This is a genomic window from Pseudoalteromonas sp. SCSIO 43210, assembly GCF_054133285.1.
Genome location: NZ_CP087225.1, coordinates 725,706 through 750,192, shown reverse-complemented (window position 1 = coordinate 750,192; position 24,487 = coordinate 725,706). Strand labels below are relative to the sequence as shown.

Below are 24,487 nucleotides of genomic sequence, written 5' to 3'. Positions count from 1 at the left end.
TTCAAAATAATCATCTGTTCAGCTTAGGTAGAGTAACTTATGCGTTTAGAAGACACTTTTTTAATAAAAAATAAATTAGGACTTCATGCAAGAGCCGCTACAGTATTAGCGCAACTTGCTATTAAATTTGATGCCTCAATCATGATATATCAAGATGATAAAGAAGCGCCTGGGGACAGTGTATTGGCTTTAATGCTACTGGAAAGCAGTCAAGGAAAAGAGGTGAAAGTAGTGTGTGAGGGCCCTGATGCCGAACAAGCTTTACATGCCGTTGGTCAATTGATAGCACAACGCTTTAATGAAGAAGAATAGCACTTAGCTAAAAACCGAAACTAAGATAAACTAAATGTGGTTAATTACCCCATTAATAAACCTCCCTATCCATAGTTATATAAAAATCAATAAGGACGCCAATGCCTGAAGCTTTTGAACAAGATTATCCACTACAACAATTAAAACAAGTGACAAAGTCGCTTAACAGTGGTCAATTTGTTCAAGTTAGGCGGATGTTAGCAAAAACAGCTCCTTGTGATACCGCATTATTATTAGAGTCATCGCCGCATAAAATTCGCCGACTACTTTGGCAATTGGTTGACCCTGATGTACAAGGTGATGTTCTTGAAGAGCTTTCCGAAGATGTTCGTTTAGGCATTATTGCCCAAATGGAACCTGAGCACATTGCAGCCGCAACTGAAGACATGGGCCACGATGACTTAGGTGAAGTACTCCGTAGTTTACCAGACACCGTTTATAAAGACGTTGTCAGCGCGATGGATATTCAAGACCGTGAGCGTGCAACACAAGCACTTTCATATCAAGAGCGTTCAGCTGGCGCGCTAATGAACACCGATACGGTAACCATTCGCCCTGATGTAACGCTCGATGTTGTACTTAGATATATTAGGCTACGTGGGGAGCTACCAGAAGGTACAGATGATCTATATGTTGTTGATAAACACAACTGTTTTATAGGCGCTCTATCACTGAGTACGTTATTAACGAACCCACCTGAAAAAATTGTTCGCGATTTAATGGATGAAGATTGTGAATCAATCCCAATTTCAATGGATGAAAGTGAAGTCGCGCAACTATTTGAGCGCCATAATTGGATATCAGCACCTGTTGTGGATGATAACGATCAATTACTTGGTCGTGTCACTATCGATGATATTGTTGACGTAATTCGAGAAGATGCAGAGCATAGTTTACTAGGCTTAGCCGGTCTAGATGATGAAGAAGATACCTTTGCGCCAGTACTCAAAAGCTCTAAAAAGCGCTCAGTTTGGTTAGGTGTCAATTTACTAACCGCACTTGCAGCGGCCTTTGTTGCTAGCTTTTTTGAAGGAACACTAGATGTTTTACCTATTTTGGCGGTACTAAACGGTATTGTCCCTTCTATGGGTGGCGTTGCAGGAAGTCAATCGTTAACGCTTGTTATACGCGGTATTGCAGTAGGCCATATAAACCAAACAAACCAACGCTTTTTAATGATGAAAGAACTTGCCATTGGTGCGTTAAACGGTATTTTGTGGTCATTATTAATTGCAGGTGTTATTGCCCTATGGCAATGGGACTTTATGCTTGGTGGTGTACTTGCCTTCGCTATGTTTATGAACTTAGTCGTGGCTGGTGTGGCTGGCGCAAGTATTCCAATAATACTTAAAAGAATGAATATAGACCCCGCACTTGCAGGGAGTGTGGTGCTAACCACTGTGACAGATATTGTTGGTATATTCGCCTTTTTAGGAACTGCTACCTGGTTGCTGGTATAAATTAGAAATTTTTGCAAATAACTAAAGTAAAAAATACTTAGGGTAAAGCTGCAACTATGACAACGAATATCAAGAATAAAAAAGAGACACCTAAAAAAACGCTAAAACAAAAAGGGTTATCAATATTAAAAAGTGTATTGGTATATGGCTCTATATTTTTCGTCATTTATACCGCCGTCAATTGGTGGCGGCAACCTGTCATGCCAGCAAATCCTCAATTACAATTAACAGATTATAAAGGGCAAAACATTGATCTAGCAGCAATGAACCAAGATAAACCAACCCTTGTGTATTTTTGGGGAACTTGGTGCTCTATTTGTAGTATTACCTCCCCTGCCATAAACGAACTCGCAAACGAGAATAATTATCCTGTCGTGAGCATCGCAATAAAATCAGGTTCTGATCAAGAACTACATAACTATCTAAATGATCATGGCTACAGTTTTACGACCGTCAACGATCAACACAGTGAAATATTTACCGATTGGCAAGGGCAAGTCACGCCATCTTATATAATCTTAAAAGATAATAAAATGACGCAAGGGCTAACAGGTATTCAGCCGTTATGGTCACTTAAATTACGTTTGTGGTTATCATCAACGTTATAAGGAAGAACTGACTGCAAATATATAGGCACTAAATACGCGCAGCTCAAAGAGGGGGCTCTAAAAGCTCACTCTTTATCATCTACAATAATATTGATAATAAAGAGCAAGGTTAACTCAACTTACGTATTACGAAGGCTGAAAAGCGCGTATCGCAATTAAACTAATAACTGGCAGATTGAATTACTAACGTGTACTTTGACGATTACCACCTACTTTTGGTTTAGTGTTTGCCTTTTTAAATTGGCTAAAACCGGTATGTCGCGTTAATGCTGGTCGCCCGCCTTTTTTACCGCCTTTACCTATTTTTTCATCACGCCCTTCTTCTGGCACTAAACAGTTAGGCCCTTTACCAATTAAATTAGCTTTACCCATTTTACGTAGTGCTTCACGTATCATCGGCCAACCTGCTGCATCATGGTAGCGTAAAATAGCTTTATGCAATCTACGTTGGCGAGCGCCTTTAGGTACTGGAACAACTTCTGAGTTGTTTTTTATATTACGTAAAGAGTTCATCTCTGTATGGTAAATAGTCGTCGCATTAGCCATAGGTGATGGGTAAAAATTTTGTACCTGATCAAGCTTAAAGTCGTTTGATTTAAGCCATAAAGCCATGTTTACCATGTCTTCATCTTTTGTACCTGGGTGAGCAGATATAAAGTAAGGAATTAAATACTGCTTTTTACCGGCTTCTTTAGAGTACTTATCAAATAGTTCTTTAAATTGATCGTACGCTCCCATACCTGGTTTCATCATTTTTGATAATGGACCATCCTCTGTATGCTCTGGCGCTATTTTTAAGTAGCCACCCACATGATGAGTTACTAACTCTTTAACGTAACGAGGGTCGCGTACAGCTAGGTCATAACGAACACCTGAAGCAATCAATACCTTTTTAATACCCTTAACTTCACGTGCTTTTTTATACAAATCTATTGTTGGCGTATGATCTGTATCCATGTGTTTACAAATATCAGGATATACACATGATAAGCGTCTACAGGTACTCTCTGCCTTTTTGCTCGTACAGCGCAGCTTATACATATTCGCCGTTGGACCACCTAAATCAGAAATAACACCAGTAAAGCCGGGAACTTTATCTCTAATTTGTTCAATTTCTTCAATAATAGATTCTTGCGAACGACTTTGAATAATGCGCCCTTCATGCTCTGTAATTGAGCAAAACGAACAACCACCAAAACAGCCACGCATAATATTAACTGATGTTTTAATCATATCGTAAGCAGGTATTTTAGCATCACCATAACTTGGGTGAGGAATACGCTGATACGGCAAACCAAATACAGCATCCATTTCATGTGTTTCTAACGGGTATGCTGGCGGGTTTACCCAAATAGAACGATCGCCGTGTCGCTGAAACAGCGCTCTTGCACAACCAGGATTTGTTTCTTGATGCAAAATGCGCGAGGCGTGGGCGTACAAAGGTTTGTTAACACTTACTTGCTCATAAGCAGGTAACTTAACGTAGGTTTTTTCCCACGGTTTAGGTCGCGCAGGCTGAACCATAATTGGTTTTGCAGCTTCAGCTTTTAAATCAATACCGGCTTGTTTAAATTCAGATTTACTACAGCCAACATCATCCGCGCCATATGGGTTTGGAATAGGGTCGATTTTACCAATTTTATCAATAGCGGTAGAATCACTGCCACGCCAACCAGGTAGGGGCTCTTTTCGAATAACAGCCGTGCCGCGAATATCCTGAATCGTATCCATCGTTTCGCCCGCCGCAATACGGTGTGCAACTTCAACTAACGGGCGCTCTGCGTTGCCATAAATTAAAATATCCGCTTTTGCATCAAACAAAATACTACGACGTACTTTTTCTTGCCAATAATCATAATGAGCAATACGACGAAGGCTAGCTTCAATACCACCAATAACAATTGGGATACCTTTGTATGCTTCACGGCATTTTTGCGAGTAAATCATTACGGCACGATCGGGGCGTTTACCGCCGACGTTATCAGGTGTGTAAGCATCATCATGACGCATACGCTTTTCGGCAGTATAGCGGTTGATCATTGAATCCATGTTCCCAGCTGTTACACCAAAAAATAAATTCGGTCTGCCTAGCTCCATAAATGCATCTTTAGAGTCCCATGCTGGCTGGGCAATAATGCCCACTCTAAAGCCTTGCGCTTCAAGTACACGGCCAATTACCGCCATACCAAAACTAGGATGATCAACGTACGCGTCGCCACTGATAATAATTATGTCGCAGCTATCCCAGCCAAGTGCATCCATTTCTTCACGTGTAGTAGGTAAAAATGGCGCGGTGCCATAACATTCAGCCCAATATTTAGGGTATGAAAATAAGGCGCGCTTAGCTTTGAGTGTGCTCATAAATTTAGCCGTAGAATAACAAAAGGCGCGAATTATACCTTATAGCATTGTTTATATATACAACATTACAATGTGTGATGTGGCTTTAGCTGTAAAATCATAATTTAACTTTAATTATTTTGCTTATTAATAAACTCAATTAATTCGTGCTCAGGCATCGGCTTGGCATACATAAACCCTTGCACCTCATCGCACCCTAAATCTTTCAAAAATTTAGCTTGTTCCTGCGTTTCAACTCCTTCTGCAATCGTTTTTAAACCCAACTTAGCACCAAGTGATATAACCAAAGCAGCTATTGCACCTGTGTCATCATTTGGTAAACCTTTAATAAACGCCCTATCTATTTTTAATCTATCAATTGGTAAACTCTGGATATAACTTAAAGATGAAAAGCCTGTACCAAAATCATCAATAGCCACCTCAACACCTAATTTTTTGAGTTCTTGGAGTGTATTAATGACAGTTTCTAACTCATCCATAACCACACTTTCAGTTACTTCCAACTCTATATTTTTTGGCTGCACACCATATTTTAATAATGTATTTTTAACGGTTTGTGCATACCCTTTTACTTTAAATTGTGGAACAGATACATTTACTGCAATGCAAATATCTGCGCCGGCACTTTCCAATCGTTTTTGTTGCTGGCATGCTTGCTCTAATACCCATTGTCCTATATCAACTATTAGCCCTGCATCTTCAGCTAAGGGAATAAATACAGCAGGTGAAATATAAGTGCCATTTTCTAAAGGCCAGCGCAAAAGCGCCTCACAGCCAATTAATGATAGATCATTAAACGCCAATTGAGGCTGATACCACACCTCTAGTTTATTTCTAGCAAAATCATGCCTTAGTTGCCTAATAATACCGAGTCGCCATGCAATGGCGTCCTCCATATCAACGCAGTAATAAACACCTTCTTTATGTTTATTCTTTTTAGCTTGATTAAGCGCAATATAAGCTACTTTGAGGGTTTCAATACCTGTACTTTGAAAATCTTGCTGTTGACATAAACCAATTTTAAACCCCACCGGTAATATATGCTCTGCAGCACAAAATGAAATACTAAGTTTTTCGTTAAAGTCTGTAATATTAAATTCATTTTTAAGGATAACAAAACCAAATACATCAGCCCCAATACGTGATAGTAATTTAGCTGTTGGGTAAATTTCCTTTAAACGCTCAACAATAGCAATTAATAACTTATTACCAACCTCTTGCCCTAAACCATTATTAACATCCGAAAAATTCATTACATCAAGTAAAACAAGAAGGTAGTCATTTTTTTGTGGTTTTTGATAGCGCTCTATTCGCTCAATAAAATTAGTTCGATTGGAAATACCTGTCAGTACGTCTCTGTAAGCCGCATCTCTCAACTTAACAAATAGCCTAACGTTATCTAAAGCAATGCTTACATTTGCAAAAAATATTTCTGCAAATTGCAATTGAGTACGCGTTATCACTTCGTCGCATTCAATATAAATGGCTGCTTTTCTGTGCTTACTTCTTAAAACAAATGTAGCGCTAGTATCTGTATATTGATGTTTTTTTTGACTAAAAGACGCTTCTACTTCATTGTATATCCGACTATCAACCTCAGCTAAATTTTCTCCAAAGTATGTTTCATAGCGCGTGCAACCACCCAAGACTTGAATGTAATTATTACCATCTAGTTTGCTGCAAATTAAGCCTTTATCCGGACACTGTAAAATAACACTTAAGTGCTTTATAATTCTTCTGCACAGTACTTTTATATCGGTCTGTCCTAAAATAGACTTCGAAGCCGATAAAATAGAGTCCATTGCTTTATGCTGGTACTCTAATTGGCCAATTTGTTCATATGAGCGAATTGCAGTAATTAAAGAGGTGACGAGCTTAGAACGTGTTAATTCCGTTTTTGTTTTATAATCATTGATGTCATATTCACGAGTTACTCTTTCTTCAGGTATGCTACCGGCTTGCCCTGTACGTAAAATAATCCTAACATGTTGGTTATTAAGCTCCTCACGGACCTGCCTTACAACCTGTAAACCTGCATCATCAGTTTCCATTATCACATCTAAAAAAATGACTGAGATTGAGTTTTTTTGAGATAATATAGCAATAGCTTCAGCACCAGAATAAGCATCATGAAATCGAAATCCAGCTCCTTTGTATTCCAACCCAGAGAGAGCTAATTTAGTTACAGAATGAATAGCAGGATCGTCATCGACGATTAAAATATCCCAACAATCAGAAGGCTCTGAGATGACTTCATCATGGTCTTCTTTTAAAAATAAAAAACCGCTCGATTCTGATGACATTCATGCTCCTATTAATAACAAGCAAAAAACAACCAATTTAAAAACAATAGCTTAGTAAAAATAACAGCTCAACATTCTCGTCAACACCTTAGTTAGGATTAGATTGTTTGAACTTCTAAGTTTACAGCTTTAGATTTAGATTTTGGTTTACAACTCTACTCATACTATAGTCTACTAATGGAAAGTTGTTATATTTTAAGTAAATAATTCAGTTAAGGCCTAATTATTAAATTATTAAAAACACTGTTAAAATGTCTCTTAATTTTGTTACTCACTATTATTATTATTGGCTTAATGCTTCCTCAAAACTATAGCGTCAATAAGACTATCGAAGTGAATGCAAGTATTCGTACTATCAAATCATTAACAACCGATTTTGATGAATGGCATAAATGGTCTCCTTGGCAACAAGTCGATCCATCCATTAAATTTGCAGTTAGTGAACCAAGTGCTGGTATTGGAGCTCATCAATCATGGACCAGTAAATGGGGGCATGGTGAGATGACAATTACTGCATTAAATGATCGTAAGATGGTATTTAATACCTTATTAAATAATGAACATATCGTACAAGGCACATTGACGTTTACAACTAATAGTAACAACAGTGTAAATGTAGAGTGCCATATTGAAGGGCAAGCAACGACAATACTTGTTTCTGGTTACATGGCTATATTTAGCGAATATGTGCTCAATAATACAATTGCATTAGGGCTAAATAATTTAAAAACAGTTGCTCAACTAAGTGATATACAAAATGTAATGGAAAGTCATGACAGTCAAAACAGCACAAGCAAGAATTAATCTAGCAAACATCATAGAATCATTACTTGGTTACTCTATAACCAAGGTAGGAAGTAATGGCGCACTCTCAAACGATGAAAAAAACTATAACCCACAGGGGAAAATAAAACCGCTGTACCATATTAGTAGCGATAATTCAGTTTTAGCTCGCGCTCAAAAGCGACAAGATTTACTACTTATTAAGCAACAGCAAAATATTGAAACAATCTTAGCGATGGCAATGGCGTTTTGTCCCGATGTAGCAAGTAGCAAACAACCTGATGCGGATTGGGTAGAGCACTTTATTGGGCTCTGTGAAGACACCTCAAACGAATCAATGCAAACATTATGGGCAAAAATACTTACAGGCGAAACTCTCAATCCTGGAACATTTTCAATTAAGAGCCTGCAAACACTTAAGCACATGACTCAGCGCGAAGCCGATGCATTACAAAAATGTGTATCACTAAGTAGCTATAACGAAAAAGACGACAGTCACTTTATTTTACTCGGATTTTATAAAAAACCATCGATTTTTGATTTACTACGCAAAGGCAATAAAGTATCTCTAAATTTAGGAAAAACAGGTATCAGCTTTCCTGACATTTTAACTTTAATGGATCTTAACTTATTGTATCGAAAAGAAATTGAATCAGCCGTGTTAAAATCAGGGCAAGAACTTACGCTTTCATTTTTGTCTCAAAAAGTAACGTTAAAAGCAAAAAGCAATGATTTAGTACTGAGTTATTACAAATTCACTCAAACGGGTGATGAGCTATCTAAACTAATAAACGTTCCAGTAAATAAAGTGTATAAACAATTAATAAATAGTGCATTAGAAGTAGAATTTGATTTAGCGTGGCATGCTACTAAGTAGTAAACCACGCTATAAAATCACTCAACTAGTTATCAAGTGAGTAATTAAAAGTGAATCTGAATACCTGCAAATGGGCCAGATGCATCGATATCTGTAGTAATATTATCTACATCATCAAGTTCTAGTACCATGGAGCGATATCCAGCTTTAACTGCAACATCAATCGCTAGGTTATCAATAAATTCCCACGCAATACCCACTTGGTAATCTTGTACTTTACTATCGTCTATAGCCAAAAAGCTACCTTCAAAAAACACACTTAAACCAGTAAATGGCAGGCCGGCTTCTGCACGACCATAAGCAAGTGGTACAAAACCTGAAAAATCAACGGTTTCAGTAAAGTTAGTGTTGCCACTTTGAGTAGTACCCGTTACAGCAATCTCACCATCAAACTGTTTCGCATTCAAACCTAAATCAATAGAGATTAAGTCGTTATCAAAAATTTCGTAATACAGAATATAATCAATGTGTGTTAGATCGCTAATTGAATTAACTGTCGTACCAACCACATAGTCTGAACCATTAAAGCTAAATGTATCAGTTAAAACTGCAGAACCGTTTAGTTCAAGTTCGGTATACTTTAATTTAATATTAGGCACTAACGGTACTGGGTGCTCAAGGGCTGCGTAATAACTTATAAATGTTTCATCTTCAAAATTGAAATCTTGAGATGCATTATTTTTATAAGAAAACTGACCATCATTATCTGATTTCCAGCCATCAACCCCTACATATAAACCTAATAAAGTGTCAGCGTGTGCTGCAGGTGCTAAACATGCCATTGAAAGGGCTGCTGCTAAACAATACTTTTTCATTTTTTATCCTTGAGCTAGTAGTTCGCTAAGTTCGATTAAAGCCGCATTGGCTCTAGAAATATAATTTGCCATAACTAAGGAATGATTAGCCACATAGCCAAAACCATTCCCATTTAAAATTATTGGGCTCCACACCGTTTCTTGGGTTGCCTCAAGTTCACGTATTATTTGTTGCACACTAACACGAGCATTTTTCTTCTCAAGTACATCTGCAAAGTCATACTCTACCGCTTGTAAAAAGTGTAACAACGCCCAAGTTGCGCCACGAGATTCATAAAAAACATCATCAATTTTTAGCCAAGGTGTTCTGACTTGCTGTTGTAATGGTGCAAGAGTCGCTTGTTTATTTGACGAATTTCCAGCTAAATCAGTATTCACTTTTTCTTGGCCGACACTGGCACTTAAACGTTGGCTTAAGCTACCTAAGCGCTTTTCCGCTTCTTTTAACCAACTACGTAGATTATCAGCTCGCGCATAAAATTGGCTATCACGTTCGTGCTGATTCGCTATTTGTGTACGATAAACGACTAGATAATCAATTCCTTTTTGATACTCTCCCTCCGCGCTTGGCCATGCCCACGCTTCAGAGCTTATATTAAACTGTGGCTGTGCTTTTTTAAGTGCTTCATGCTCTGTTGATTGCGATTGCGAACGGCTAAAATCTTTTCGCATAGAAAGCGCTAAATCACGCGTCATTTCTAACGCACCATATTCCCACGCTGGCATGTCATCCATAATAATACTTGGCGGTATAACATCATTCGATAAATAACCACCCGGTTTATTTAGTATCGTACTCGCTACCTCAATAAGCGTTGCCGTTGTTGTATAACCTGTAACTATTTTTTCATTACGTAACTGCGCTTGCTCTTTTGCATTAGCAACAACATCAAAACGTGCCGGTTCAGTACTCCAATAAACAGCAATTGCGTAAAATATGATAAGCAGTAAAAAAATTGTTCCTGCTATTTTTCCTTTATGTTGCGACATGTGTACTCCTAATGATGAGCGTGTTGAGTAGATGGTTTTGACTGCTTAGCTTGCGTTTCAAGCGACACCACTTGAGCATTAGTAAACAAGCGGTTACCGTCACTAAAATATAGCGTGAGTTTACGTTCTTGCCCTACTTTTAATGGCTCTAATGGTTCAAATGCCATTAAATGATAACCGCCTGGTTGGAAGCTGACACTTTCATGCGCTTTAATTACAACCGATTCAACTTGTTGCATTTTCATCATGCCGTCTACATGTGAATGCTCGTGTATTTCCACACGCCCTAAGCCATCAATCGTTGCCTTAGTTAAAGTGGCGTTTGTTCCACTGTGATTAATAAGCGTTAAATAGCCTACAGTTGCAGTACTGGCAGGTAAAAACGCCCTCACTTGCGCGTTAGTTACTTCGAGTACAGCCACATCAGAACCATGCTCGTGCCCTGAATGCGCCGCCAATGATGACGTAAATAAACCTAACATTAACGCTGAAGCCATCGAAAAAAACTGCTTTGTCATCATTTCATCCCTAGTGAAAACATTAAATTACAGGCTAAATTTAACATAGTTAACCCATAATAGTCAGTCAAATTAAGGATTAAGAGGCTACTTTTTTGTTATCAGCAACAAGCCAACACAACACTGCAACAAATAGTAACGGCCATGCAATCATTATTGATCCGAATAAAAACGCTAAAACAGTCCCAGCTAATGCCACAACACCCGCTCCAACTAATCCCATAGTAATTAAAGCCACTACCGCAACCACAGCAACAATTGCGGCCAAAGCACCTACAAGCTCAAGCCCTGCCCAGCTAATATCAGCAATCCATAATGGTAACTGCCAAGAATCAACATGCACAAACGCTATTAAATCAGTAAACAGTAATAAATAGATAAATACACATACTGCCAAAGCTTTCATAGTAATTCTCCTTATACCAACCGGCTTATATATGGGTCTATTTAACGATAAGAAAATTGCGCTATAACTAGGCAAAAGTTTTTATATCTAGTTGTTCTAAATAAAAAACCCAACAACGCTATAGAGTGATTTAATTCGTTAAATTGTTCAAATATTTATGCCTCTTGGTATTAATACTCTTTATTTTCAAGGCAGCAATGCGCTATAAAATAACCAAGTGCAATTGCAAACGGAAAACTCAAAAATAATAAAATAGTAACTAGGCGGGTTGCCCATACTGGAAAGTCCAATCTATATGCTAAACCACTACACACACCCGATATTTTTTTATTCAAAGTATCTTTATACCAACCTCGTTGATGATTAAAGCTGTTCATAGCAATCTCCTAAGCAGTGTGTTTTAAATTAGTATTTAAGTTCGCTTTTAAGCGAGCCAGTTCAACATCAATTTTTTCATTTTTAACTAACGACTCAATTTGGGCACTGGTAGAGCTTGCTGTATCAGTCAGCTCATAAGCCTCTACTTGAGCTTCAATGCCTTCAACACGCTGCTCTATTTGTTCAAAACGAGACAATGCATGAGCTACTTTATCGCTTTGTAGTTGCGTACTGATCCGCCCTCTAGCAATAGCAACATTATGGCGTTGCATTAACTGAGCTTGCTTTGTTTTAGCCAGTGCCATTTTTTGCTGCAAGCGCTCACAATCAGACTTAATTTTTGCAATAGACTCTTGCAATGTTTCTAGTTGAGTTTGCTTATTCTCAATGCTTTCGTTAACGCGTTGCTTCTCAAGTAAGGCTGATTTAGCAAGGTCATCACTGCCTTTCTCAACCGCACGTTCAGCTTTAATTTGCCAAGCTGCTAATTCTGTTTTTTTAGTATCAATTTGGCGATTAATTACTTTCTCTTCACACAATAAAGCGGCTGCTGTACTACGACACTCATTCAATGCATCTTGCATCTCGGTAAGCATTAGGTTTAAAAGTTTTTCAGGGTCTTCAGCTTTATCAAGCATGGCGACAATGTTTGATTGAATTACATCATTTACGCGGTTAAATATTCCCATGGTATTCTCCTGTTGATTTTTAATTAATTTCAACAAGAAGATTCCAAGAGTTGTGCCAAGTTCATAAAAACAATGAAAAACAGCCTAATATCAACAATATAATTAATAAACAATTAAGTTTTTAGTGACTTTAAGCTGAATAGCATAGAGTGTAATTAGCCAATAAATTATGCTTTTGACTAATTTTTAGGATCAAAAAAGCCACTTGAAAGTGGCTTAAATTTAGAATTTTTAAAGCTTAGTTTTATTCGGGTACAAAGCTTAATGCTTTATCCATTACTGATAAATCGGCTTGCTTACCGTGACCACTTTCAGAAAGGTGGCGTCTAAAACCTCGCGCACCAGGCTTCCCCTGAAAAATACCGAGCATGTGACGTGCAATATGCCAAAAATTAGCACCCAAACGCATTTCTTCTTCAATATAGCTGTACATTGAGCGTACTACATCGTGGCGTGATTGCGTGTTTGCAGTATCACCATAAATTTTCTCATCAACGTCATTGAGCATAAATGGGTTACTGTAAGCTTCACGCCCAATCATTACACCATCAATATGTTGTAAATGTTCTAGGCTCTGCTCAATTGTTTTAACACCGCCATTTAGGCTTAAGTCTAGCTGCGGATAATCTTTTTTTAGTTGGTAAACACGTGGGTAATCAAGCGGTGGAACTTCACGATTTTCTTTTGGACTTAAACCATTGAGCCATGCTTTACGAGCATGAATAATAAAATCATCACACCCTACTTTATGCGACGCCTCAATAAGCGCACACAAAAACTCATACGAATCTTGCTCATCAATACCAATACGTGTTTTAACGGTAACAGGAATGCTTACTTCGTTTTTCATTGCTGCAACACACTCAGCAACTAATTGAGGTTCAGCCATTAAACATGCGCCAAATCGGCCATTTTGAACTCTGTCTGACGGGCACCCTACATTTAAATTTATTTCGTCATAGCCACGCTCACCAGCTAGCTTTGCACATTGCGCAAGCGCTTTAGGATCAGAGCCACCAAGTTGCAGCGCAACTGGGCCTTCGTGTTTATTAAAATGTAAGTAATCGCCTCGACCAAATAAGATAGCCCCTGTGGTTATCATTTCGGTATAAAGCACAGTGTGTTTAGTCATTTTGCGATGAAAAGTACGACAATGGCGATCAGTCCAATCAAGCATCGGGGCAACGGAAAATTTTCTATCTAACGTATTCGACTGCGGCGCAGGGTTTTTCATTAATTTACCTTATACATCAATAATTTATAGCTTGATAACAGGTTGGTTATCTTTCATTATTCTTCACGTTATTTAGATATTTTAACAAGTTCGGTCTCCCTATAGTCTCCCAAGGAACCGAGCAAAGAATGAATTAAGGCACCTGCACAATGAATGTTTATTATATAAAAAACCAACCAATTGATCATGAACAATCGGCTTGTCAGGCAAAGATAATTTTATAGGTAATATTATGTCCTCACATTACGTTGAAAAACGAAAGCGCGCCGATGGAACTACGAAGTACCGTTGCAAGGTTGTAGTAAAAGAAAAAGGCAAAGTTATACATCAGGAAAGTAAAACTTTTGATAAAAAAGCCAGTGCTGAGACATGGGGGAAACGTCGCTCTAATGAAATAGATTTAAATGGCCTTTCCAGACCCATAGAGTACATAAGAATTAACGACCTTATCGATCGTTACCTAACAGATCCTAAAATAGCCCCCAACGTAAAACGAACGAAAGGGGCTTGCCTAAACATGCTTAAAAGTTATGACATTGCTAAGCTATATGCCCATGACCTCAAGTCATCAGATATTATTGAGCATTGTCATCAGCGAATAAGTTCTGGTGCCAAGCCTGCAACAGTTGCCCATGACTACTTTTATTTAAAGTCAGTCTTTAAAGCTGCAAAACCTTTCTGGGGTATGGAGATCACTGAACAGCCTTATGTTGATGCGAAACCCATGTTAGAGCAGATGAACTTAATTGGAAAAAGCCAAAGAAGAACACGTCGTTTGAAAAAAGGCGAATATGAAGCGCTTGAACAAGGCTTAAAGGTCAGAGAAGAGCACCGCTCTGCACATATTCCTTTTGTCGATATATTTCAATTCAGTATTTTAACTTGCATGCGTTTAGGCGAAGTAACCAACCTGAAATGGGACGATTTAGATAACGATACAAGGACTATTTTGTGCAGAGATAGAAAAGATCCTCGCAAAAAAGATGGGAATCATATGCGAGTCCCCCTTTTAGGCGAAGCCTATAGCATAGCAATTAGACAACCTAAAAAAGGAGAATTAATTTTCCCTTACAACCCAAAATCTATTGGTTCAGGCTTTCGCAACGTTCGAAAGAAGCTAGGCATCAAAGAACTAACTTATCATGATTTAAGACGAGAGGGAGCAAGCCGCCTATTTGAGAGAGACTACCGTATCGAAGAGGTAGCTCAAGTGACTGGGCACAAAGACTTAAAAGTATTATGGAATGTGTACACAGCATTAAATCCTGAAAACTTACATAGGGACATGTAGTGGTTCAGATTCGAGCAATTACAGCAGTAGATAGACGCAAGGATGCGGAGTGAACACTTAACTTTAAAGAGCGTCACTGAACAAAAATCTATGGATGAATGGTTACCACAGAGGGATTCGACTCTTGTTTAGAGGACTATACGACCATTTACAAACTCTTGCACCTCAAGCATACTATTTACCTTAATCGAGACTAAGAAATATTCAGTGCAATCACACATGTTGTGAGCGCAGGGGTATCGCTGTCTCTGTTGCTCGCAATTTAAAAAACTAAAAAAGGATAAAAAATGCGACGCAGCAGAAAGAAAATGCTTGAAGGGCAAGTAAGTAAATCAGTCCAAGTCTATTCAAAAAGGCTTACCCTTAGAGTACCAAACTTCATACACGACTATATAAAACATACTGTGCAAGTTTCTGGTATTAGCCGAAATCGTTGGTTGTCGGACGCAGTCATTGCATTTGGCAAAAGAATCTCATCCCCCGAAGACCCCGTCCCATTAACTGAGGATCAGATAAACGAAGATGCATACAGTCTTATAAAAGGAACCTACATCCCCTTTGCTATGCAACGGGATAAATCACTGCCACTTCTTTTTACTGAGGCCGCACAATATACCGCTAATAGTATTGTTAGACGGTACTCAACGCAACTAACTGAGGGAGAGAGCTTGCCTAAAGACATTAAAAGTAAGCTAATGCTTATTATTTTGCTCGACTACATGCTTAGACATAGCACTCAGGCAAAAGTCAGTTCAGTAGCGTAGAGCCTTATTAAGAACGAAGAGATCCCTTTACAGCCCCCCCCCCTCTTTTCGTGCAACTTGCATTCACAGCGCTAATTACTAATAAGAATCACCAAGCCTTACCCAGCATTTAGGTGCTTTGCTGTCTTTAGTAACTAGCTTTTCAACAGAGCAAGTAATTACTTGCTCTGACCCAAACCAATAGTTTAAAACTATAGTCACTCATATGGCACTTTTAGGGTCGTGATAAAGCCCACACATAATAAGCTGATTACTGAAAGAATCACATTGCTATAACCATAGAGCACGTATTAGAAATTACAACAGGATTCCCCATGCCGCATAATATCTTCTTGAATCGAGTGAAGGTCTAACTTTGCGTAGACGCTACGTACCGTTTCTTCCTTATCATTTAACAGTATTGATAATCCAGCGTAGTCTTGGCGATTTTTTGATAGATAGTAAGTCGCAGCAAAATGCCTCAAAGCATGTGGGTTGATCCCCTTAACGATCCAATCCCGTTCAGGCCATATTAGCTGAATCACACGATAAGTCTGCTCCGACATATTAACTCGCAAGCCGCCACGGCTGTTTATGCCGTTCCAGATAAATAACCTATTGTCCATACCATGGTAATGAAGCGCTCTTTGCTCAATGAACTCATTAATTTTGTCGCTTAGCGCTATAGGTAATTTGTTTTCAATGCCTTTAGCATGTTTGCCAAGGTGAGCTCTATTTTTAACAAGCGGTAAAGGAATAAAGGTACTATAACTACCATCGGCATTTGATATCAGAGCAGCGGCTTTAGAATTGGCGGCTTCTTCAACTGTTCTGTATGGTTCAGCGATTAAGTCTTCAAAATTACTAATTCTAAGTGGATTAACCAAAGCAATTCTCATCACTAATGCAATAGATAAATACCTTAGTCGGTCGTTCCCATTGCTACATGGTTCATAAGCTAACTCTTCAAGTTTTCTAACTATTTTTTGATACTCTATGACCCCACCTTCAACGCCGCCTTGAAGGCCTTTGTTGGCACGGTAACTCGTATCGATTAACCACTTGATATTACGATTTCCGTCACTAGGGTTAGCCTCACCACTAGAATCAATTAGTGTTATCAAGCCCTCAACTTTACTTACCAGCTTACTAATATCAAAACAGTATTCTTGTAAAGTTTTAGCTTGAGAGTTCGGGATAAAGTAAAACATTGGTAGGTAAGGAACTAACGAAATATTAGATGATTTAATTAATACCAGCAGCTTCATTAGGCATTTCTTTGCTTGCTTATGATTATCTCCGCCTAGAAATTCATACTCTACTATACCCTTTACCTTGAGAGCACGGCGCTGGTTATACTCAGCCTGATTAATAATATCTTTATGGCTATTAACCCAGATGCCATTTGTATGGTAATCATAAAAAAGCTGTAAATTACGCCCATTCAATAGCATGGAAAAATCAAATTCTTCTATTGACTGTACCAGTCCGCACTTAACAAACGTAGTCGAAAAATTACGCAAGATATTTCGCCAAATCTCAACCGTCGGCGTATCTCCACGACCATTAGTACTCCAATACTTCTTAGGTGATTTGAACTGAGCCGTACTTAAAAAGTTATTCGCTAGTTGCATATGATGATGAGTTTCAAGGATCTCATCGACCGTCATTGGTTGCATAAAATAGCTAGCTAAAGTCATAAAGTGTTTTTCAGCGTTTTTCCCTAAGTCTAATAACTCACTCGGCTTCTTCGTTCCATTCGGACAAGATTTACGTTGTGATATATGGATCATTTTAGGTATGAAGCGAGTGATGAGCCCTTCTGGCAGCGAGAAATGCGCCTCTACCTTAGTCCATCCATTAATAATGTTTTCAGCTGCTTTACCATGTGTTTTAGTAGTAAAATTTTTAATTCTTTTTTCACGAACTCGAGCAAAATGGTTTTTCGAAAGACAATCCTGTGTGATAACAGAAAAGGCAGCGTCCTTCTCCCGATATGTTAAATCCGGAAAGTAGTGTTCTCCTAACGCATTATATATATCATGAAGCTCAGTGAGTTTTTTAAGCTCATCAATATTCATAGGCTCTATAGCCGCCGCCTTTAAAATGCTTTGAGAGTTAAACCTAGCAAATTTATGCTTAATCGGAATTAGCGCTTCACTGGCCTTATTTAGCATTGATGCCTTTACTCTTGCCGTCCCAACTTTTGCTGAACTGCCACCAGCTTTATCAATCAGGTATTCTTGAAACGCTTTTTTGGAATTTCGGTAATGATGTCCCAATAGCGCTTTCAACGGGTTATCACATACACCAGATTCAACAAAATCTTTAGCCGATTTTAAAATTGCCACAGCTTTATCTTCACCAATCAGAGCTGCCTCAAGTTCGAGTAGCATTGTTTGGTTCATGTCTTTCTGTAACGGATTAGAGTGCATTACTACTTACCTTAAATATGAATTAATATTTGACTAGGAACTCCCCCCTTTCCTTATCACTAATGCTACACGCAGATAACTAGCCTTTTGTTTTATGAAAAACTAAATTTACACACATAACCCTTTAAAATTAGCACATGAACTCACTTACCCACAACTACAGATTCGATTTAACCATATGATATAAAACGTTATTTTTAGCTTTGATCAGAATGTAAAAAACTGCAACGCAGTCAATTACGTTAAAAATAAAGTGCTTAGAAAGAGCTGAAAATAATTTCAGCTCTTTAGCTTATAGCTATAAAAAACTAATAATTTGACATGTTTTTATTAGTTTTATGAGAAGCCCCATGACATAGCTGATGGCTGTATTTAAAAGGTAATGCTACATAGTTGATATAACCAACTATATAGATATACTATTTACCCGTAGCCAAAGTTGACGCATTTCTTAGAAATTCGACTTGGTGAATGTTTCTCCAGTCATTTAGGCCGTAACCCATACTGTGTTGCGATAACCTGAGATGCATTAGCCTCCTTCAACATGCCTATCTAGCACTTTCCTTTGACTACAAAACCCTTAGTTTTAATTTGGCTCTTTAGGAGCTTTAACGGTTTAGGAAAGGTTATGAACACAGTATTTATGTTACTTGCTCAATTTGAAGAAGCCATTATCCCTTTGGGTAAGGTTTGTGATGACTATTTTGGCTGCTCGCTCCGTACGGCTATGAATAAAGCCAAAGCAGAAGAGCTGCCAATTCCTACATTCAAAATAGGAAGCTCGGCAAAAGCACCATATTACATTCACTTAAATGATCTAGCCGAGTATATTGATGCTCAAAGAGCTAAAGCTAAAGAAGAGTGGTCTAGAGTAAATACATAGCCAGATTGTAAGTCAGCCACCTTTTAGGTGGCTGGCTATACAGTAAGCATTACATCCATCAGATACAACGATCCTTACACTGCTTAAATTAAAAAACTAACCAATATTTTTAATTTTGCAAAATCTCCTGCGTTACAGGGAAAAACAAATAACGACATATTTTTAAGCAAATTAACACCTTGAGCTCTATGTTTATATTCGTATAATCAAAAGCAAGAATGAGATTTGAGAAGAGAAACCTCATAATATTTAGCCTTCCGGTTCTGAGCCAGCTACGTCTCAGAACAAACGGGCTGTCATGGGGATGGTAGGACAAGAGACGCTTGCCCATGAGAGTGCAAATGCTGTGCTGCTTAAAGCAGCTGATATTCGAGCATTGAATATCAACAAGGGGATCTATCTACAGCAGCAGTGAGATGAGTCGCAATAAAAAGTTGGATCTGATTGGGCAATGTTATTAATAACCCTTCAGTTTGGATATAGACTTTTAGCGGTGAGGCATCGCAGATAGGCGGTACTAACAAATAAGTTCGGCTAACTTATTACCGATAAGCCTTACAGTTATGCAGACAGTTAGTGTCGTGGCATAGCCCAAATACTATTTGATAATAATTCAAATGCTTTGGCAAGACTAAAGCTAACCTTACAACAGGTTGGCTATGGGTGAGTGTTGCCTAAATACTTATGATCACAACCAGCGATCAATGAACGAAGAATAAAAAATATACCATGACAGCTTGCGCAGCAAGATGGCATGTCTTTGAGGAGCGAAGCTCGTCAAAGACTACTACAGTGATCAATTCATAGTACTACAGAGTGTTAGGGCAAATGCTTCGCATTTGACCGAGGCATATAGGCCTTCGGCCTAAATTGCCTCGGGAATTGAGAATAAAAGTATTTGATCGCAGCCTAGCTATATGTGTTGAAATTGTTTTTCAACGATTGCAATTATATACGAACACGCTAATGAACGAATAAAGAATGTTGGATCCAACTCTTTAAAGCTGCCTGACTTCAAGTCAGACCGCAACCCTAAAGTTATATTTGAGAACATATCGTTGTACAATGATTTTGATTCAAGGCAGCGTCTAATAGGTGAACGTTATTGAAGTGCATAAGCAGACTATGCTACTAACTCGTTTATGCCCCATTATCATTTTCAGCCAAAGTATTTACGCACTAAGACAACCGGAATTTACCTACATATAGCTCATCCGATATTAAGCATGTTTATTTAATATTATTGGTTTTTTATTTTTCGTCGGTCGCTTAGGAACAAAGCTTTCCCAAGCTGTAGTAGATATGGGCAATAACAGTGTTCAAATACAAGCTTTGGGTGACACCTTAAAAACATTTGAAGATTATTCTAGTAAAATAGACTTCTAGAAGGTGCGACGGGGGCAAGCTGGAAGTAGCCATAAAAAATAGGTAACTGTCTGAGCAAGTATATATTAACAGACCTTTATTTATTAAGTTTTACAAACCAAGCTGAAGTGCGAGGATTTTTTTCAAGGCTTCTTCATTTACCCTTGCACGATTCATTAAACTCGGAGTAAGCAGCGCTTCCCGAGTTATAGCTTGTAATGTGAACTCTTTTTCCTGAGGAACAGAATTCTCGTGTAACCAGCCTGTTAGCGCTTTTTCTAAAGTGTCTTCAAAGCGTTTAAAAAGTTCGAGTGTACTAACAAGCATTTTATGTTGTTCTCCTAACATAATTTGATAAGCCACTAGACGCTCTGGCGCGTTGATCCATATTAGCCACAGACTAATCCAGCCATCTAAAAAATCTTTATTATTCGCACTCATTAAAACCAACAGTTGTTTTTCTAGCTGGTTTTGTGCCTGTTCTGTTAGTGTTTGCAATACGTTTTCCCACAGCACTAATTTGGTGGGAAAATTATTGTATACCGTTGGTTTAGATACACCTGCCGAGGCGACGACTTGATCAATACTAGTTCCTTGATAGCCATTTTGCGTAAACAAAGCTCCTGCTGCTGCTACGATAACCCGTTTTTTACTAGGTCTTCCTCGTGCCATGTGTTCTCCTCAAATATTTGCTTGCTTAACAGCCCTACAGAAATTCGTTCACGTATTCTAACGCATTGATTCCACGCTTTTATGTTCTTAGCGGGGAATTATCAAGTACAGCGATTTAAGTCACCTTAAAAGTGCCTTGACAAATCTTAAAACAACAATTAATTTAACTACACCGTTTAGTAATTATATTCTATTTATCGGAGACATTCAATGCAAAGCGAGAACGGTTTTTATGGTCAATATGGTGGAAGTTACATTCCGGAAATCCTTTATTCCAGTCAGCAGCAAATTCTTCATGCCTTTGAAGAAGTTAAAAATGATCCCACATTCCTCGACGAGCTGAAAACACAATGGCAGCAGTATTCTGGTCGTCCGACACCACTGACCTTTTGTGCCAATTTAACCGAACACTTTGGTGGTGCCCAGATATACCTAAAACGTGAAGACCTGAATCACAGTGGCGCCCATAAAATGAACAATGTGATTGGCCAAGGTTTATTGGTAAAACGTATGGGTAAAACGCGCATTATTGCTGAAACAGGCGCTGGACAACACGGTATTGCTACGGCCCTTGTCGCCGCACGTTTAGGTCTTGAATGCACAATTTATATGGGAGCAAAAGACATTGAACGTCAGTACCCAAATGTATTTTGGATGAAGCAACTAGGAGCCACAGTTGTACCTATAACAACAGGATCACAAACTTTAAAAGATGCGTTAGATGAAGCCTTAAGAGATTGGTCTTCAAGTCATGAAAGTAGCCATTACCTTATAGGAACCACTTGTGGTTGTGCGCCCTTCCCGGAAATGGTGGCTTTCTTTCAGTCAGTTATTGGCCAAGAGGTGAGAGAACAAAGTCAGGCTCAATTTGGCTCGTTACCTGATCGCCTATATGCCTGTGTTGGTGGCGGCTCTAATGCTTGTGGCTTGTTTTTGCCTTTTGTTGATGATTCCGAGATTACTATGGTTGGTGTTGAAGCAGGCGGTAAAGGCATGGCACTAGGCGAACATTCCATTCGCCTCTCTGATAATTTAGGGATGCCTGGAATAGCTCAAGGTTTTGCCAGTGTTTTCTTGCAGGATGAAGCTGGACAACTACAGGATACCCATTCCATTGCAGCGGGTCTTGATTATGTGGGTGTTTCGCCAATTATTGCTCATTTGGCGGATACTAATCGTCTTGAAATGACCTATGCAAACGACTCAGAAGTAATTGATGCCTGTATTTTATTGCTACGTAAAGAAGGAATTATCCCAGCGTTAGAATCTTCTCACGCATTAGCAGGAGCCTTTAAGGATGCGACAAATTTACCGAAAGAGACACGTTTGGTCATTAACCTTTCTGGGCGTGGTGACAAGGATATTTTTAACGTAGCCAAAGCAGTACAAGACGAAGCATTCCCTGAATTTTTATCTCACTACTTGGCGGATTACTCAACCTTGTCTAAGGTGGAACTTGCATGAACTCAATAACGACTCCATCTATCACTGATTACATTCAGGGACAACGCCAACGTAAGCCTATTTTAGCCATGACGCATGTGATTTATGGCTATCCGACAATAGAGGAAAGTCTTGCTTGGATGACACGCCTACTTGAAGAAGGCGTCGACTTCCTAGAAGTGCAATTCCCGTTTTCCGATCCTATCGCTGATGGGCCAAGTATTGCTGCGGCCTGCCATAATGCTTTGGAAAATAACCCCAAAGTAGAAACTTGTTTGTCTCATCTTGGGCTGCTGGCCAGAGGTTATCCTCAGAGTCGCATTGTCCTAATGAGCTACCTGAACCCTATGTACCGCTATGGGTTAAACAAATTAGCACAGCGGGCAGCTGAAGAAGGTATCGTCGGGTTGATACTACCGGACCTACCCATTGAGCAAGCACAGACCTATCGTTCAGCCTGTGCGAAAAACAATATTGAGCCCATATGGTTAGTTACTCCTTCAACACCAGAACCACGTTTGCAAGAGATTACTTCCCAGGCTAATAGTTTCTTGTATTGTGTCGCCAGAACAGGGGTGACCGGCAATTCGTCTTACAATAATTCAGAACAAAAAAGCTCTCTAGAACAAGGGAGTGGATTAATTCAATACATCACACACATAAAGGCCCATACCAATATCCCGCTTGGAATCGGCTTTGGAATACGCAAAAGAAAACAGGTGGAGCAACTGGAAGGTAAAGTCGATGTAGCGATATTAGGCTCTGCCCTGTTGGATGCATATATTCAGGGGGGCCAGGAGTCTGGAATCACTCTGTATCGTGAGTTATTTCCACATTGACCTATGTTACTTTGTATATTCATCGCTCAATTGCAAACATTTAGATATAAATAACCCAGACCGTTTTAACGGAATACTGAAATCTCATTGAATTCAGCTGATGTAATACTTAGTTGCGGTTTACTTTTTTTGAGTTGATAATCAACTAAACTACTTATTACATTAAGCATAAAACTATGTACGCTTCGGTGCCGTGCATGCTTTATTTTTGAGATATTTTTTAGTTGGTCATTAATTGTTTCAATAATAAAACGTCTAGAAAGCATGGCTCTATCCCATAACGATAAAGCCTTTTCTTTCATGTTTTTACGCACGTCATTAACGACAGTCACTCCGCCCACCAATAGATCGCTAGCTAAAGCTCTTCCAATATATTCCTTGTCAGCATAGAGCTTATTCATTGATTCAACGACCATACCTTTTACTGGTTTAATGTCTTGTACATTCGCAGGAGTTATTTTGGCGGCAACAATGTCGCCTTGATGGTTCACAATAAGATGAAGTTTAAAACCATAGAACCAGTCGATCGTACCTTTTCCTCGGCTGGCTGAGCTTGCTAGCGTTTTATGTTTTGGATTTCGTAAATTATGGCTGACCTTAATGCTCGTTGGATTAAAAAACTTGATGCCTGTAGGATCGCTTTTCAAAGAAGATAAATATCAACACATAGGAGTAACAGCACTAGGCACAACCTCAATAAATCGGGTGTATACGAGTAAGCTTGAAAAGTCAGATTTGTAAAATCGAGCCAAATATCCAGTGTAAAAGTTTTTGAAGTCGCGGTGATTAGGTGATAATCATCATAATTTCATTCATAGTCATTCTGCCAGAGCTCTTACTCTTGCGAGTACCGTCGGTCAGACATTGTAGTTCCCATTGAGGAATGAAAACGGTATAAAAATTATCGATATCATAAAATACATTCACTAAGTTATTAATATGACCTCTGCGCGATTGATAAATATTGGTCGATAGATCTGATAACAAGGAGGGCTGTTAAGTCAATTTATTATCCCGTATATGGACTCCACCTGTTTAGCAATTGCTTTGACAAAAAGATTAGATGCGCACGTATATACGGT

21 protein-coding genes and 1 pseudogene are annotated in these 24,487 nt (G+C 38.7%); 10 read left to right on the top strand and 12 right to left on the bottom strand.

The window, feature by feature from the left end; translation table 11 throughout:
• The first annotated feature begins 39 nt into the window (after positions 1 to 39).
• The 3 genes from LOS73_RS03305 (at position 40) to LOS73_RS03295 (ending at position 2,380) form a co-directional block, all read left to right on the top strand.
• Positions 40 to 312 carry an HPr family phosphocarrier protein gene (locus LOS73_RS03305; protein WP_033029547.1) on the top strand — a complete coding sequence of 91 codons (273 nt, stop codon included), beginning with the start codon at positions 40 to 42 and terminating at the stop codon, positions 310 to 312.
• Between the two features lie 101 nt (positions 313 to 413).
• Positions 414 to 1,772, top strand: coding sequence for a magnesium transporter (mgtE, locus tag LOS73_RS03300; protein ID WP_007378295.1), 1,359 nt, complete (start codon positions 414 to 416; stop codon positions 1,770 to 1,772).
• Between the two features lie 56 nt (positions 1,773 to 1,828).
• Positions 1,829 to 2,380 (top strand): protein disulfide oxidoreductase, encoded by a 552-nt coding sequence (locus LOS73_RS03295; protein ID WP_457934486.1) that lies wholly within the window; start codon positions 1,829 to 1,831, stop codon positions 2,378 to 2,380.
• Positions 2,381 to 2,563: 183 nt separating this feature from the next.
• Here the strand turns inward: LOS73_RS03295 and LOS73_RS03290 are convergent, their stop codons facing one another.
• Together LOS73_RS03290 and LOS73_RS03285 are read right to left on the bottom strand one after the other, a co-directional pair.
• Positions 2,564 to 4,741, bottom strand: a complete 2,178-nt coding sequence (locus LOS73_RS03290; protein ID WP_007378293.1) for a YgiQ family radical SAM protein — start codon at positions 4,739 to 4,741, stop codon at positions 2,564 to 2,566.
• A 110-nt stretch (positions 4,742 to 4,851) separates the two neighbouring features.
• Positions 4,852 to 7,044 (bottom strand): GGDEF/EAL domain-containing response regulator, encoded by a 2,193-nt coding sequence (locus LOS73_RS03285; RefSeq protein ID WP_457934485.1) that lies wholly within the window; start codon positions 7,042 to 7,044, stop codon positions 4,852 to 4,854.
• Between the two features lie 264 nt (positions 7,045 to 7,308).
• Between LOS73_RS03285 and LOS73_RS03280 the strand changes: the two genes are divergently transcribed.
• Both LOS73_RS03280 and LOS73_RS03275 read left to right on the top strand, forming a co-directional pair.
• Entirely contained in the window at positions 7,309 to 7,848 is a 540-nt protein-coding gene (locus LOS73_RS03280) for an SRPBCC family protein (protein ID WP_008135818.1), read from the top strand.
• Positions 7,817 to 8,704 carry a TIGR03899 family protein gene (locus LOS73_RS03275; RefSeq protein ID WP_457934484.1) on the top strand — a complete coding sequence of 296 codons (888 nt, stop codon included), beginning with the start codon at positions 7,817 to 7,819 and terminating at the stop codon, positions 8,702 to 8,704. Before LOS73_RS03280 ends, LOS73_RS03275 begins: the two co-directional genes overlap by 32 nt.
• Positions 8,705 to 8,748: 44 nt before the next feature.
• On the opposite strand, the gene LOS73_RS03270 is transcribed toward LOS73_RS03275, so the two are convergent.
• The 7 genes from LOS73_RS03270 to dusA form a co-directional block, all read right to left on the bottom strand.
• Complete coding sequence (locus LOS73_RS03270; RefSeq protein WP_149614689.1) at positions 8,749 to 9,519, bottom strand: TIGR04219 family outer membrane beta-barrel protein; 771 nt, start codon at positions 9,517 to 9,519, stop codon at positions 8,749 to 8,751.
• A gap of 3 nt (positions 9,520 to 9,522) precedes the next feature.
• Positions 9,523 to 10,509 (bottom strand): DUF2333 family protein, encoded by a 987-nt coding sequence (locus LOS73_RS03265; RefSeq protein ID WP_457934483.1) that lies wholly within the window; start codon positions 10,507 to 10,509, stop codon positions 9,523 to 9,525.
• A gap of 8 nt (positions 10,510 to 10,517) precedes the next feature.
• Positions 10,518 to 11,027, bottom strand: a complete 510-nt coding sequence (locus tag LOS73_RS03260; protein ID WP_457934949.1) for a copper chaperone PCu(A)C — start codon at positions 11,025 to 11,027, stop codon at positions 10,518 to 10,520.
• 79 nt (positions 11,028 to 11,106) lie between these two features.
• The gene (locus LOS73_RS03255; protein ID WP_007378285.1) at positions 11,107 to 11,433 is read right to left on the bottom strand and encodes a hypothetical protein; all 327 of its coding nucleotides are present in this window, start codon (positions 11,431 to 11,433) and stop codon (positions 11,107 to 11,109) included.
• Positions 11,434 to 11,603: 170 nt separating this feature from the next.
• Entirely contained in the window at positions 11,604 to 11,810 is a 207-nt protein-coding gene (locus LOS73_RS03250) for a PspC domain-containing protein (protein ID WP_149606928.1), read from the bottom strand.
• A gap of 9 nt (positions 11,811 to 11,819) precedes the next feature.
• Entirely contained in the window at positions 11,820 to 12,500 is a 681-nt protein-coding gene (locus LOS73_RS03245) for a PspA/IM30 family protein (RefSeq protein ID WP_007378283.1), read from the bottom strand.
• A 244-nt stretch (positions 12,501 to 12,744) separates the two neighbouring features.
• Entirely contained in the window at positions 12,745 to 13,734 is a 990-nt protein-coding gene (gene dusA / locus LOS73_RS03240; RefSeq protein WP_457934482.1) for a tRNA dihydrouridine(20/20a) synthase DusA, read from the bottom strand.
• A gap of 232 nt (positions 13,735 to 13,966) precedes the next feature.
• On the opposite strand from dusA, the gene LOS73_RS03235 reads away from it, so the two are divergent.
• Positions 13,967 to 15,025 (top strand): tyrosine-type recombinase/integrase, encoded by a 1,059-nt coding sequence (locus LOS73_RS03235; RefSeq protein ID WP_457934481.1) that lies wholly within the window; start codon positions 13,967 to 13,969, stop codon positions 15,023 to 15,025.
• A 287-nt stretch (positions 15,026 to 15,312) separates the two neighbouring features.
• Positions 15,313 to 15,789, top strand: coding sequence for a hypothetical protein (locus LOS73_RS03230; RefSeq protein ID WP_457934480.1), 477 nt, complete (start codon positions 15,313 to 15,315; stop codon positions 15,787 to 15,789).
• Positions 15,790 to 16,079: 290 nt separating this feature from the next.
• Here the strand turns inward: LOS73_RS03230 and LOS73_RS03225 are convergent, their stop codons facing one another.
• Entirely contained in the window at positions 16,080 to 18,203 is a 2,124-nt protein-coding gene (locus tag LOS73_RS03225; protein ID WP_457934479.1) for a hypothetical protein, read from the bottom strand.
• A 628-nt stretch (positions 18,204 to 18,831) separates the two neighbouring features.
• Between LOS73_RS03225 and LOS73_RS03220 the strand changes: the two genes are divergently transcribed.
• Positions 18,832 to 19,086 carry a pyocin activator PrtN family protein gene (locus LOS73_RS03220; protein ID WP_457934478.1) on the top strand — a complete coding sequence of 85 codons (255 nt, stop codon included), beginning with the start codon at positions 18,832 to 18,834 and terminating at the stop codon, positions 19,084 to 19,086.
• Positions 19,087 to 20,562: 1,476 nt separating this feature from the next.
• On the opposite strand, the gene LOS73_RS03215 is transcribed toward LOS73_RS03220, so the two are convergent.
• On the bottom strand, positions 20,563 to 21,123 hold the full coding sequence (locus tag LOS73_RS03215; RefSeq protein ID WP_457934477.1) for a TetR/AcrR family transcriptional regulator: 561 nt from the start codon (positions 21,121 to 21,123) through the stop codon (positions 20,563 to 20,565).
• 210 nt (positions 21,124 to 21,333) lie between these two features.
• Between LOS73_RS03215 and trpB the strand changes: the two genes are divergently transcribed.
• Positions 21,334 to 22,587, top strand: a complete 1,254-nt coding sequence (gene trpB, locus LOS73_RS03210; protein WP_457934476.1) for a tryptophan synthase subunit beta — start codon at positions 21,334 to 21,336, stop codon at positions 22,585 to 22,587.
• Positions 22,584 to 23,405, top strand: a complete 822-nt coding sequence (gene trpA, locus LOS73_RS03205) for a tryptophan synthase subunit alpha (RefSeq protein ID WP_457934475.1) — start codon at positions 22,584 to 22,586, stop codon at positions 23,403 to 23,405. The genes trpB and trpA overlap by 4 nt, the downstream gene beginning before the upstream one ends.
• Before the next feature lie 65 nt (positions 23,406 to 23,470).
• Here trpA and LOS73_RS03200 read toward each other — a convergent pair.
• Positions 23,471 to 24,344: pseudogene (locus tag LOS73_RS03200) on the bottom strand (IS982 family transposase).
• Positions 24,345 to 24,487 lie beyond the last annotated feature (143 nt).